This is a genomic window from Caballeronia sp. A2-2 (assembly GCF_057612605.2).
In genome coordinates this window covers 835,788-848,589 of sequence record NZ_CM172588.1, presented here as the reverse complement: position 1 = coordinate 848,589, position 12,802 = coordinate 835,788, and the positions used below count along the sequence as shown (strand labels likewise).

The window sequence follows — 12,802 nt, the reverse complement described above, 5'->3', positions numbered from 1 at the left end:
TTAAAATGATAGCTAAATCAACGTTCTGAAGTGAGAAATGGTCGAATCGACTCTGGTCACAAAGACTGCTGAAGTAGTCGCAATGACTTCACGCGTGTTGCTGGACGCGCTCGTGCCGCTCATCGAAGACCTGTCGCGCGAGATGCCCGACACAGAGCGCTATCGGCGTTTGCTGCGCACCCTGCGCGCGCTTTTTCCCGGCGATGCCGCCGCGCTCCTGCGACTGGACGGCGACACGCTCGTGCCGCTCGCCATCGACGGTTTGTCGGGCGATACGCTCGGGCGCCGCTTTCGCGTGAGCGAACATCCGCGCTTCGCGGCCATCCTGTCGCGCGTGGAGCCCACGCGTTTCCCCGCGCAGTCCGACTTGCCCGATCCCTACGATGGCCTCGTCAAAGACATCGGCGGGCATCTGGAAGTGCACGATTGCCTCGGCTGCCCGCTCGTCATCGACGGAAAACCGTGGGGCGTGCTCACGCTCGATGCGCTCGATCCCGCGCGTTTCGACGACATCGACACGGCCTCGCTGCAAGCGTTTCTAAGTCTCGCGGCGGCGACCGTCAGCGTGGCCGAACGTATCGATGCACTGGCGCGCTCGGGCGAAGAACATCGCCGCCGCGCCGATGTCTACGCGCAAGCCAGCGAACGTCAGCGCGAGATGATCGGCAACAGCGAGTCCTTCCGGCGTCTGCGCGATGAAATCGCGATCGTCGCATCGAGCGATCTGACCGTGCTGATTACGGGCGAGACGGGCGTCGGCAAGGAACTCGTCGCCAGCGAGATTCACGCGCGTTCGCCGCGCGCGGGCAAGCCGCTCATCAGCCTCAATTGCGCGGCGCTGCCGGACAATCTGGTGGAGAGCGAACTGTTCGGACACGTGCGCGGCGCGTTCTCGGGCGCGTCGTCGGACCGGCGCGGGAAGTTCGAACTGGCCGACGGCGGCACGCTCTTTCTGGACGAAGTAGGCGAATTGCCGCTCACGATGCAGGCCAAGCTGCTGCGCGTGTTGCAAGACGGCCAGTTGCAGCGGATCGGTTCGGATCGCGAGCATCGCGTGGATGTGCGGCTCATCGCGGCGACGAATCGCGATCTGGCCGCCGAAGTGCGCAACGGGCGGTTTCGCGCGGATCTGTATCACCGGCTGTCGGTGTATCCGCTCGTGGTGCCGCCGTTGCGCGAGCGTGGCCGCGACGCGCTGTTGCTCGCGGGCTTCTTTCTGGAGGAGAACCGCGCGCGGCTGGGTCTCGCGAGCCTGCGCCTTTCCGCCGATGCACAGAACGCGCTGCTCGCGTATCCGTGGCCCGGCAACGTGCGAGAACTGGAACACGCGATCAGCCGCAGCGCGCTGAAGGCACTCGCGGCACAACGAACGCGCCCGCGTATCCTCACGCTCAATGCGGCCGATCTTTCGCTCGCGGCTTCATCGGCTATCGAAACGACTCACGCTGAAGCTGCGCCCGTCGCCGATCTTCGCACGACCGTCACCGCCTACGAACGCACGCTCGTGCTCGATGCCTTGACGCGCAACGATCAGAACTGGGCCTCCGCCGCGCGTGATCTTGGCATTGATCGCGCCAATCTGAACCGGCTGGCCAAACGTCTCGGTCTGAAGTAATCGAGCGCGCGCAATGCGCATCGTCACGCATCTCAAAATGATGCGGAACATTGTTCGAAGTCAATAAACGATCGATTGCATCGCTCGCAGCGAACGCGTGCATTGAGACAATCTGCATGCTGTGAAAGACGTGACGGCTCTCCTAAGATCAGAAGGACCGGCTAGTACACCGAAGCGTCTTGAAGAACAGCGGCAAACCGTGTATCGGTCTTATCCAAAGATACGCGTGTTCGTCCATCCAATACGGCCAACCGAGCGGGGGATACGTGGGAAACGTGCGCAGGCGCAGCGCCTGGATCTTGTCCGCGTGCTTGTCCTTGACATGCCTCAAGGCGTTTGCGGCCGATGCGCCCACCGAACGCGCGCCGGACACCATGCAGGCGCGCGTGCTCGGATGCGCCGCGTGTCACGGCGACAAAGGTCAGGGCACCGACAACGACTACTTTCCGCGCCTGTCCGGCAAACCCTCGGGCTATCTCTACAACCAGTTGCTCGCTTTCCGTGACGGCCGGCGCAAGTATCCGCCGATGAATTACCTGCTCGCGTATCTGCCCGATGCCTATCTCAAGCAGATCGCGGATTACTTCGCGAGCCAGCGTCCGCCATTCGCGCCGAATGCGCCCGTCAAGGTGGAGGCCGCGACGCTCGAAACGGGCAAGACGCTCGTGATGAAGGGCGACGCCTCGCGTGGCGTGCCAGCTTGCGTGAGTTGCCACGGCGCATCGATGACCGGCATGGAGCCCGCGATTCCCGGCCTGCTCGGCCTGCACGCGGATTACCTGAGCGCGCAACTCGGCGCGTGGCGCTACGGCACGCGCACGACCCTCGCGCCAGACTGCATGCGTCAGGTGGCGCAACGGCTGTCGGATCGCGATATCACCGCCGTCGCCACCTATCTCGCGTCGCTGCCCGCGCCGGCCGATCCGGTGCCCGTCGCCGCCGGTTCGCTGAAAATGCCGCTCGTCTGCGGCAGCGTTTCCCACTAACCGAGGACACGACGTGCTCCGCTTGCGACACCTTCGACGATTCATACGGGCGCTGGCCGTCGCGGTGCTGCTGGCCTCATGCGTCACGCGTGCGACCTTGGCCGTGGCGCAAACGGCCAGCGCCGACACGATCAAACACGGCGAATACCTCGCGCGCGCGGGCGATTGCATCGCGTGTCACACGCTGCCTGCGGGCAAGACCTTCGGCGGCGGCCGCCCGATGGACACGCCGTTCGGCACGCTCTACACGCCGAACATTTCATCCGACAAGCAAACGGGCATCGGCACATGGAGCGCCGACGAGTTCTATCGCATGATGCACACCGGCCGCTCGCGCGACGGTTCGCTGCTCTATCCGGCGATGCCGTACACGTCCTACACCAAGGTCACGCGCGCCGATTCCGACGCGATCTACGCGTTCCTCATGTCCACGCCCGCGGTGCATCAACCGAATCGGCCGCATGAATTGCGCTTTCCGTTCAATCGTCGTGAATTGCTGATCGGCTGGCGTTCGCTGTTCTTTCGTGAATCGACGTATCAGAACGATCCAAAGCAATCGGTCGAATGGAATCGCGGCGCGTATCTCGTCGAAGGACTCGGCCATTGCTCGATGTGCCACACGGCCATCAACGCGCTCGGCGGCAACGTGAAATCCAAGGCTTTCGAAGGCGGCCTCATTCCGATTCAGAACTGGTATGCGCCCGCGCTGACATCGAACAAGGAAGCGGGGCTGGGCGACTGGAGTCTCGATGACATCGTGGGGCTGCTGCACGCGGGCGTATCGAATCGCGGCGCGGTGTATGGACCGATGGCCGAAGTCGTCTACGACAGCCTGCAATACTTGAGCGATGACGACGTGCGTGCAATGGCCGTCTACCTCAAAGCGCTGCCCGCGCATGCCGGTGACAAGTCCGCGCCGCCGACTCAGGCAGCGGTCGAAGCGCGCTCCGATCTCGCGCCGCTCGGCAAGAAGGTCTACGACCAGCATTGCGCCGAATGCCACGCCGCGCAAGGTCAGGGCATGCCGCCGGACTTTCCGCCGCTCGCCAACAACCAGTCGATCGTGATGACGTCCGCCGTCAATCCGATTCGCATGGTGCTGAACGGCGGCTATCCGCCCGGCACCTTCAAGAACCCGAAGCCCTACGGCATGCCGCCGTTCGCGCAGGCGCTTTCGGATGTGGAAGTGGCGGCGGTGGTCACGTATATCCGCACGACGTGGGGCAATCACGGCGCGCCCGTCACGACGAAGGAAGTCAACGAACTGCGCTCCGCACCACTTTATTAAGGATGCTTAATCACACCATGAATGAAGACCCGAACGAAGACGCAAGGATCGATGACATCGTAAAAAGCGGGCCGGGCGGCGCGATCATGCTTGCGAGCATTGCGACGGCCATTGTCATCGGCCTGTGGTTCGTTTTCTATTTCGCCGTGTTCCTGCCGCGCGGCGTGATCCACTGATTCAACTGATTCCACTGATTTCTCGATTCATCGAAAGGCGTCTATGTCCACGAATTCAGGCTCGCACGATGTCGCCGAAAGAGTAGAGCGGCGCTGGGCGTTCGTCGTCCTCGCCATCGTCACGGTGCTCGTCGCGATGGTGGTCTACACCGGCCTGCACTGGGCGATGATGCCGCCCTCGCGCGTCGAGATCGTGCAACCCGCGAGCCTGAGCGTGTCGGGCGAATTCATCGAAAGCAATCTGGGGAGCGCGCCGGAAGCGGACGGCTCGGTGACGGTGCGTATCGTCGCGCAGCAGTATTCGTTCACGCCGCAATGTCTCGTGGTGCCCGCAGGCGTGCCGGTCACGTTTCGCGCGACGGCGGCGGACGTGGTGCACGGCTTTCTCATCACCGATACGAACATCAATTCGATGCTTGAACCGGGCTACGTCTCCACCTTCAAGACGACCTTCGACACGCCCGGCGATCACACCATGCCTTGCCACGAGTACTGCGGCACGGGTCATCAGAACATGTGGGCGCACGTGAAGGTGATCGATCGTACCAAGTTCATGAACATGGCCGACAAGCTGCCGGCCGCCTCGCGGAGACTGTCCTGTGTTCAATAGCAAGCGCCTCGTGCTCGCGCATTTCTGGCTGGCGTTCGTCGTCTTCGGTATCGCGCTCTTGCTGGGTGCGTGGCAGATGCTGGTGCGCAGCCCGCTGCATCCGTGGTTGCAGAATCCCGAGTTGTACTATCGATCCGTGACCGCGCATGGCACGGTGATGGGTTATGCGTTTCCCACATTGATCGCGATGGGCTTCGGTTATGCGGTGAGCGAACTGTCGCTCAAGCGCCCGCTCGTGGGCATGCGCTGGGCGTGGCTCGGTTTCGTGCTGGTCGCGGTGGGCGCGGTCATGGCGGAAGTCACTGTAGCGCTCGGGCTTGCCTCGGTGCTCTACACCTTCTATCCGCCGATGATCGCCAACGCGTTCTTCTATATCGGCGTGGTGCTGGTAGTGGTTGGATCGTGGGTCTGGGTCGCGCTGATGTCCGTGAACCTCATGTCGTGGAAGCGCGAGAATCGCGGCAAGACCGTGCCGCTTCCCATGTTCGCCACGGTTGCCGGTGCCTATCTATGGGGATGGACGGCGGTGGGCGCGGCCATCGAAGTGCTGTTCATGATCCTGCCCGTCGCGCTTGGCTGGAAGTCCACCATCGATGCAGGACTCGCCCGCGTGTTCTTCTCGTGGACGCTGCACGCCATCGTCTATTTCTGGCTGATGCCCGCCTACATCGCGTATTACACGATCATTCCGCGCGCCATCGGCGGCCGCCTCTACAGTGATTCGATGGCGCGCATCTCGTTCATCCTGTTCCTCGTGGTGTCGATGCCGATCGGCATTCACCACTTGTTCGCCGATCCGCAAGTAGGCTCGGGCTTCAAGTTCATGCATTCGGTGTTCACGGCGCTGGTCGCGGTGCCGACGCTGTTGACCGTGTTCACGATCTGCGCATCGGTGGAAATAGCCGCTCGCTTGCGAGGCGGACGCGGCATGCTCGGCTGGATTCGCGCCTTGCCATGGGACAACCCGATGATGCTCGCCGTCGCGTTTTCGTTCGTCATGCTTGGCTTTGGCGGCGCGGGCGGTCTCATCAACATGAGTTATCAGCTCGATTCGACCGTGCACAACACGCAATGGGTGACGGGGCATTTTCATCTGATCTTCGGCGGAGCCATCGTCATCATGTACATGGCGATTGCGTACGATCTGTGGCCGCATCTCACGGGGCGCGCGTTGCTCGATTTGAAGCTCATGCGCTGGCAATTATGGCTGTGGTTCATCGGCATGATCGTGCTGACCTTTCCGTGGCATTACGTCGGCATTCTGGGCATGCCGCGACGCATGGCGTTCTATGACTATGGCGATCCGGCCATCGCCGCGCAGGCGGTGTATGTGACGATTTCGGTCATCGGCGGCCTGATACTCGTGGTGTCGGGCGCGATGTTCATCGCGGTGCTGGTGCGAGGGCATCGCGCGCCGCGCGCGGTGATCGAAGAATTCCGCTTCAGTCGCGCCGTGCATGAACCGCGCAGCATTCCGGTGGCGCTCAACGGCTTCGCGTTGTGGCTCACGTTGATGATCGGCTTGACGCTCGTGAACTATGGCTATCCCATCGCGCAATTGCTGTCGCAGCCGGATACGTCGGTGCCCGCGGTGCCCATCGGAGCACAGCGATGAGCGATGAACGCCTCTTCACATTACGCAATCGCTGGTTCACGGTCAGCGTGCTCGGGACCATTGGGATTGCAGTCGTGTCGGCGCTGATCGGCTTTGTATGGCTGCCTTCCGTGCATCGCGATGAACCGTTCAGCGGTATATGGAATGCAATCTGTAGCGCGGCGGGTTTGCCGCGTACGTGGTTTGCGGAAACGAACACCGTCGAGCCGAAAACAAAACTCTCCAGCGTCGAGATGACACCGCAATTGCTCGCCAGCGTGACATCGAACTCAGTCGGACGCGGCGCAACGTTAGCGTTGCGCTGCACGATGTGCCACGGCGAGCGCGGCATGAGCGAGGCGAATTCGCCGAATCTCGCGGGGCAATATGCATCGGTCATCTACAAGCAGTTGATCGATTTTCAGCAGGGCGCGCGCACCAACGCCGTGATGTCGCCCATGTCGATGAACCTCAGCGACCAGGACATGCGCGATCTGGCCGCGTATTACGCGAGCCTGCCGAGGCCGCCCGCGCAGCGAAGGATCAGCGCATCGCTTGCGCCGTCGATCGTCGTGCACGGAGCGCCGATGCGCAATATCGCGCCGTGCGCTGCGTGTCATGGCGGCATCGACAATAAGGCGGGCAGTCCGTGGCTCGATGGTTTGCCGTCCGCCTATACGAAGTCGCAACTGCTCGCGTTCAAAAGCGGCGCGCGCACCAACGATATCGATCAGGTCATGCGCAACGTCGCGCGCAACATGACAGACGAGGAGATCGAGGCGGCGTCCGCCTACTACGCGCGAGAAACGAACGCGCATTGACGAAAGGGGCTTCGTTGCTCCGTTCGGGCGGTTTCGGTTATCGTGGTCCAATGAATGCAAAATGCAATGTACAAAACGGACCCGACAACATGGATTCAAATTCTGACGCTGCGCCAATCGTCACCGATGTGCTGATCGTGGGCGCAGGCCCCGTCGGCATTTTCGCGGCCTTCGAAGCGGGCGTGATCGGGCTGACCTGCCAGATCGTCGATGGATTGGATCGCGTGGGCGGGCAGTGCATCGAGCTTTATCCCGACAAGCCCATTTACGATATTCCGGCGGTTCCTTCATGCACCGCGCGCGAACTCGTCGATCGTCTGATGGAACAGATTCGTCCTTTCGATGTGCCGATTCATCTCGGTGAGCGCGTGCTGTCGGTGTCCCAGCGCGAGGATCATCGCTGGACCGTGCGCACGGAACGCGGCACGACGTTCGATACGGCGGCCATCCTCATCGCGGCGGGCAACGGTGCATTCGTGCCGCAACGTCTGCAAGTGCCCGGCGCGGATGCGCTCGAAAATCGTGGCGTGTTCTATAGCGTCGCGCGTCTCGCCGATTTCGAGGGGCGCGAAGTGATCGTCGCGGGCGGTGGCGATTCCGCACTCGACTGGGCGCTTGCGTTGAAGGACGTGGCGAAGAAACTGACGCTGGTGCATCGGCGTAACGGGTTTTCTGCGGCGGCGGCTTCCGTGGCCGCGATGAAACGCGCGGTGGAAGCGGGCGAGATGGAATTCGTCGTCGGCATGATCGATTCGCTCGATGCGCCCGATGGCGAGTTGCGCACGGTACGTATCAAGCAAATAGAAGGCACGACCGATATTCCGGCGGAACGGATCGTCGCACTATATGGACTTGTGGCGGACCTCGGGCCGATTGCGCAATGGAATCTCGATGTGCGAGGCGGACGAATCGAAGTCGATACATCGAACTACGAATCATCGCGGCCAGGCATTTTCGCGGTGGGCGATATCGCGCAATATCCGAACAAACAGAAACTCATTTTGTCGGGCTTTCACGAAGCCTCGCTCGCGTTGCGCAAGGCTTATTCGTATGCGTATCCCGACAAGAAACGCACGCATATTCATTCGAGCTACGACGCGAAACTCGCGGAACGCGTGCAGTCTCATGCACCGCACGGTTCCGAGGATCACGATTAATCAGCCATGCTGATGAAGCGGATTACGGCACGTTGAATGATCGTGCTTCGTGTCATCCCACGCCGAACCTAAAATAATGCTGCAAAAGTTGAGACGCCGATAGCTTGGGTCTTTAAGCGCGAGCACATCCGCCTTCACATTGCCGAACGTGGTTTCCGGCTTATGGATGGTGCCTTGCGCGAAGGCATCGATGATGCCTTCCTTGAAATTCGCTTCACGCGGATGCGCCGTCACCACGCGCTGACGGTCATCCGCGCTGAAGTCGTTATAAGCAAGGCCAAGCACGTCCATTTCCACGCCCGCTGTCACCAAAGCCACCACAGGCTTCTTGTGCTGCGGAATGCCCGGCGTCGTATGCAGCGCGATTGAATCCCACACTTGCTCGATCTCGCTTTCACCGATGCCATGCCCGCGCAGAAAGTCACGCGCCGCATTCGCGCCATCCACTTCGAAGCGTTCATCCTCGCTGCTGTAAGGCGCGATCAGGCCCATGTCATGAAACATCGCGCCGATATAAAGCAGTTCGGGATCGTACTTGAGCTGCTTGCGTTCGCCTGTCAGCGCGCCGAACAGGAACACGCGGCGCGAGTGGTGATAGAGCAGGTCGGGTTCGGTATCGCGCACGAGCTGCGTGGCTTCGCGCGCCATTTGACTGTCGGGAATCGTGATGCCTGCAATGATTTCGCTCATGTTCTTTTGCTCCTTGAATGTTGAGTAGGTTTGTGCGCGCGCTGCGGCAGGAAAGTGTCCGCGTTGATAGAATCGCGCTGGTTTTAGTCGATATGGCTCGGCGAGATCGGATCGCTTGCGGGGAAGGTTTCCGCGAGCGCTTCATCGAGCAACCAGTCCTGACGTGTTTGCAAGTCCATTGCTTTGCTCTCCGTGAGGTTTCAAGAACAGCGTTGCCATGAATCACAGTGTCGGCAAAAGCCCGCGCTGCGACAATCCAAACAAGGCGTCGGACTCTGCCAGCCGCACGCTGTCTTCTGCCACGCATCGAGCCATCGATGCACGACGTTCTCATAACGATGCGTACAGTCGCGATTGCGATCTTTCCCGGCGTGCAGGCGCTCGACGTCGCCGGTCCCGTCGATGTGTTCGCGGAAGCCAATGGCTTCATCGCGCAGGGCGAGGGCTATGAGTGCGTGCTGGTTGGACCTGAGGCGCGCATCGTGCGGGCATCGAATGGCACGCGCATGGTCGCGGATCTGACCTTTGGCGAGGCCACGGCGCGCTATGACATCGCGCTGGTGGCGGGTGGCCCGGAGTTGCCCGAGCGCGCGCCGGAAGATGAACTCATTCAATGGCTTAAGACCGTGGCGACGAGCGGCGAGCGCTATGGCTCTATCTGCACGGGCGCTTTTGCGCTGGGCCACGCAGGCTTGCTCGATGGACGAACGGTGACCACGCACTGGCAAAACGCGCCGCGTCTGGCCGAGCGCTTTCCGCTTGCGCGCGTGGAACTGGATCGCATCTATATGCGCGATGGCAACCTCGTGACATCGGCGGGTGTGACTGCGGGCATCGACGTGGCCTTGGCGCTCGTCGCGGAAGATCATGGCGCGCAAGTCGCGCTGGCGGTCGCCAAGCGCCTCGTCGTGTTCGCACAGCGGCGCGGCGGCCAATCGCAGTTCAGTCCATATCTCACCGCGCCCGCAGACGAGCGCTCGCCCGTCGCGAAAGTGCAGGCTCACGTGATGGAGCATATCGGCGCACGGCTGTCGGTCGAGGAACTGGCGCGGGTGGCCGGCATGAGCGAGCGCAGTTTCGCGCGCACCTTCGTGCAACTCGCGGGCATGACGCCACATGAATTCGTCGAACGCGCCCGTGTAGATGCGGCGCGCAATGCGCTGGAAAGCAGCGACGCACCGCTCAAGACCGTGGCGTATGAATGCGGCTTCGGCACGGCGGATCGCATGCGGCTCGTGTTCACGCGGCGCATCGGCGTATCGCCGGGGGATTATCGGCTGAGCTTTCGCGTGCCGGTCGCGAAGTGATTGCTTTGGATTGACGTAACGATTTCGCGTGTCACGACGGGTTCGTTAAAATTGAGATAGCGCGGCTGATCGTCGTAATGCATTTTGTATGCATAACGCAAAATGCCAGGCCGCGTGATGATTTCAACCTTCGACAGATGGACAAGCGAATGACGAACCAACAAGCCGCCGTGCAGGACCCCTTCGAACGGCGCGCATTGCTGTTGCATTTGGGCGATGTGCTGGAGACGGTGTTTTGCCTGAGCCAATGTGCTGACGATTACCCGAACATCGGTGCAGCCTTGCGCGGCAACGATGCACTCGCAGGCTTCACCCTGCTTGCCCATGTCGATGAAGAGATGCCGCCGCGCGATTTCATTCGCCTCGCGACGGGCGCGTTCTTCGTCTGGCCCAAGTCGCTGCTCGATGAAACCCTGAATCGTCCGCTGCTCGCAAGCACGGTCCAACACGATCTCTTCGATGCCAACGCAAAGGGCTGGGATGCATACGTCGCCGAGCGTCGCCGCGATGTGCCGTGGTTCGGCGAGGACTTATCGGCAGAGACGCGTGACCATGCGCCCGTGCACACAACCGAAGAAGCCACCGCTCAACCTGATTCGGGCAAGACCTCCCGCTTTTCAAGTTGGCCGTGGCCCGATCATAAAGGCGACGCCTGAAGCGAAGCGCTGCTTACTGCTTCTTGCCCATGCTGGCCGCGCCTGCATCCATGCCAAGTCCGTTAGCGCGATCGGGCGCAGGCTGTTTTCCCGCCGACACCTTGCCCGGTTTTGGGTTCAGCGCGCCGCTCGCGCCCGCAGCGGCGGCGGCGGGTGAAGTCGTGTTGTGCTCCTGATAAGCGGGCGTGCTGTCGTATTGCAGCTTGTCCGGCTTTTGCTGAGTTTGTGCGTTCGCCGTGATGGCGGTCGCCGCCAATGTCCCGCCGATCAGCACGGTCGCCATGCGCGCGATTGCGCTCGATGCATATCCCATCTCGTCCTCCTGATTGTTCTGCGCTTTACGCTTTTTTAGCAAGGCGCGGTCCCGGATCGCCATTGATTTGTCGATGCGCAAGCATCTGCGTGGCTTGATCGCACGTCGCGCGCTTCGTTGATGCGCATCAACGGCGTTCGCGTGGCCGCTCGGGACAATTCCAGCTTTAACGTTGGAATGAATACAAAATGAAAAATCACATCGGAGTGGCGATTCTGGCAGTGGCTGCACTGTTCACGTCCGCAGCGCATGCGGACGATCTCGCGGGTTCCGCCTATGCAAGCGACGGCATCCACGCAAACGATGTGCTGGTGCGGCTGCGCGCGATCAGCATTCAGCCGCAGGTTTCGGCGGGCGGTGCGCTGGGCACGCTCGGCGTCGGCGTGAACAATTCGATCGTGCCGGAGCTGGACTTCACCTACATGATTCGCGACGATCTCGGCGTCGAACTGATTCTGGCGACCTCGCGCCATCAGGTGACATCGGACATAGGCGGGCTGGGCGGCGTGGGCGTGCTGCCGCCGACCTTGCTGCTTCAGTACCACTTCAATCACGCGGGACGCGTGCGGCCCTACGTCGGCGCGGGCCTGAACTACACGTATTTCTATAACGACAAGCTCAAGGCGGGCGACACGCCGGTGTCCATCAAACGCAGCAGTTTCGGCCCGGCGCTGCAGGCGGGCGTGGATGTGCAGGTGGCGCGCAATCTGTTCGTCAATGCGGATGTCAAGAAGATCTGGATGCGCACGAGCGCCTCGACCGCAGGCACGGAGTTAGGCTCGCTGAAGATCGATCCGTGGGTGATCGGTCTGGGCGTCGGCATGAAGTTCTGAGGCGCGGCGGCGTCCACGTCTGAGAAATTGGCGGAAGATGGCGGTGCTTCTGGCGTGGACGACGCCGCCTTCGCGGTATCCTTGACAGCAGGCCCGGCGCAGACCCGCGCCGCCCGCGGCATGGGCGCGCAGGCTGCAACGACTAAAAACACCGCATCGGGGAACAGCACGCCAATGAGACCTTCCATTTATGCGGGGCTCGCCCTGCTCGCCATGTCCGGCGCAGCGCTCGCTCAGCAGCCGCTCACCTTGCCCGGCCGCGCGCAAAGTTCCGGGCAGCAAGCCGTGGACAATGCCGCCTGCTATGCCTTCGCCAATTCGACGACGAAGGTGAACATGGCGCGCGAGTCGCAGACGCCGCCGAAAAACAACTCCGCTCCGCCGCGCACGATGAATGCGCCGAGCCCGGTCGCGCCGCCGTTGCCGCCTACGGCATCGGGTGCGCTGGCGGCATCCGGCGCATCGGCGGCGGTTGCGGCGTCGGGCGCGAAGGGCGCATCGGCGACGGCGGTCGCTTCGGCATCCGCGCCGGTCGCGGCATCGGGTGCGGCGGGTGCATCAGCCGCGATGCCGGGATCAGGCGCGATGGCCGCATCGGGCGCGATGGGCGCATCCGACGCGATCATGGGCGGCGACATGAAGATGCCGCCGCTTCCGCCGCCGGAGCCGCCAATGGTGCGCTACTGGCGCGCCTACAGCGATTGCATGCAGGGCAAGGGGTACTACGTGAAGTGAGCGGCGGGGCGCCCTCGTGTC

At 62.1% G+C, this 12,802-nt stretch carries 14 protein-coding genes; 12 read left to right on the top strand and 2 right to left on the bottom strand.

Translation table 11 applies throughout. The features are described from left to right. Window positions 1–37 precede the first annotated feature (37 nt). The 8 genes from norR to ACZCWR_RS20185 all read left to right on the top strand — a co-directional run bounded on the left by norR (window position 38) and on the right by ACZCWR_RS20185 (window position 8,247). On the top strand, window positions 38–1,615 hold the full coding sequence (gene norR / locus ACZCWR_RS20220) for a nitric oxide reductase transcriptional regulator NorR (RefSeq protein ID WP_487303403.1): 1,578 nt from the start codon (window positions 38–40) through the stop codon (window positions 1,613–1,615). Window positions 1,616–1,926: 311 nt separating this feature from the next. Next, window positions 1,927–2,601: a c-type cytochrome gene (locus ACZCWR_RS20215; RefSeq protein ID WP_487303402.1), complete on the top strand. Its 675-nt coding sequence runs from the start codon at window positions 1,927–1,929 to the stop codon at window positions 2,599–2,601. Between the two features lie 13 nt (window positions 2,602–2,614). Continuing rightward, window positions 2,615–3,889, top strand: a complete 1,275-nt coding sequence (locus ACZCWR_RS20210; protein WP_487303401.1) for a c-type cytochrome — start codon at window positions 2,615–2,617, stop codon at window positions 3,887–3,889. Window positions 3,890–3,906: 17 nt separating this feature from the next. After that, entirely contained in the window at window positions 3,907–4,065 is a 159-nt protein-coding gene (locus ACZCWR_RS20205; RefSeq protein ID WP_487303400.1) for a hypothetical protein, read from the top strand. Window positions 4,066–4,108: 43 nt separating this feature from the next. After that, on the top strand, window positions 4,109–4,675 hold the full coding sequence (locus ACZCWR_RS20200) for a cupredoxin domain-containing protein (RefSeq protein ID WP_487303399.1): 567 nt from the start codon (window positions 4,109–4,111) through the stop codon (window positions 4,673–4,675). Continuing rightward, window positions 4,665–6,290 (top strand): b(o/a)3-type cytochrome-c oxidase subunit 1, encoded by a 1,626-nt coding sequence (locus ACZCWR_RS20195; RefSeq protein ID WP_487303398.1) that lies wholly within the window; start codon window positions 4,665–4,667, stop codon window positions 6,288–6,290. The genes ACZCWR_RS20200 and ACZCWR_RS20195 overlap by 11 nt, the downstream gene beginning before the upstream one ends. Then, complete coding sequence (locus ACZCWR_RS20190) at window positions 6,287–7,090, top strand: c-type cytochrome (RefSeq protein WP_487303397.1); 804 nt, start codon at window positions 6,287–6,289, stop codon at window positions 7,088–7,090. Before ACZCWR_RS20195 ends, ACZCWR_RS20190 begins: the two co-directional genes overlap by 4 nt. An 89-nt stretch (window positions 7,091–7,179) precedes the next feature. After that, the gene (locus ACZCWR_RS20185) at window positions 7,180–8,247 is read left to right on the top strand and encodes an NAD(P)/FAD-dependent oxidoreductase (protein WP_487303396.1); all 1,068 of its coding nucleotides are present in this window, start codon (window positions 7,180–7,182) and stop codon (window positions 8,245–8,247) included. Here the strand turns inward: ACZCWR_RS20185 and ACZCWR_RS20180 are convergent, their stop codons facing one another. Continuing rightward, on the bottom strand, window positions 8,248–8,937 hold the full coding sequence (locus tag ACZCWR_RS20180; RefSeq protein ID WP_487303395.1) for an HD domain-containing protein: 690 nt from the start codon (window positions 8,935–8,937) through the stop codon (window positions 8,248–8,250). Between the two features lie 338 nt (window positions 8,938–9,275). Here ACZCWR_RS20180 and ACZCWR_RS20175 point away from each other — a divergent pair, with 338 nt between their 5' ends. Both ACZCWR_RS20175 and ACZCWR_RS20170 read left to right on the top strand, forming a co-directional pair. Then, entirely contained in the window at window positions 9,276–10,244 is a 969-nt protein-coding gene (locus tag ACZCWR_RS20175) for a GlxA family transcriptional regulator (protein ID WP_487304757.1), read from the top strand. 149 nt (window positions 10,245–10,393) lie between these two features. Further along, window positions 10,394–10,900 (top strand): hypothetical protein, encoded by a 507-nt coding sequence (locus tag ACZCWR_RS20170; RefSeq protein ID WP_487303394.1) that lies wholly within the window; start codon window positions 10,394–10,396, stop codon window positions 10,898–10,900. Window positions 10,901–10,913: 13 nt separating this feature from the next. On the opposite strand, the gene ACZCWR_RS20165 is transcribed toward ACZCWR_RS20170, so the two are convergent. Continuing rightward, window positions 10,914–11,276, bottom strand: coding sequence for a hypothetical protein (locus tag ACZCWR_RS20165; protein ID WP_487303393.1), 363 nt, complete (start codon window positions 11,274–11,276; stop codon window positions 10,914–10,916). Between the two features lie 125 nt (window positions 11,277–11,401). Here ACZCWR_RS20165 and ACZCWR_RS20160 point away from each other — a divergent pair, with 125 nt between their 5' ends. Both ACZCWR_RS20160 and ACZCWR_RS20155 read left to right on the top strand, forming a co-directional pair. Next, a complete protein-coding gene (locus ACZCWR_RS20160; RefSeq protein WP_487303392.1) occupies window positions 11,402–12,046 on the top strand; it encodes an OmpW/AlkL family protein in 645 nt (214 codons plus the stop codon). A 174-nt stretch (window positions 12,047–12,220) separates the two neighbouring features. Beyond that, window positions 12,221–12,781, top strand: a complete 561-nt coding sequence (locus ACZCWR_RS20155; RefSeq protein WP_487303391.1) for a hypothetical protein — start codon at window positions 12,221–12,223, stop codon at window positions 12,779–12,781. Window positions 12,782–12,802 lie beyond the last annotated feature (21 nt).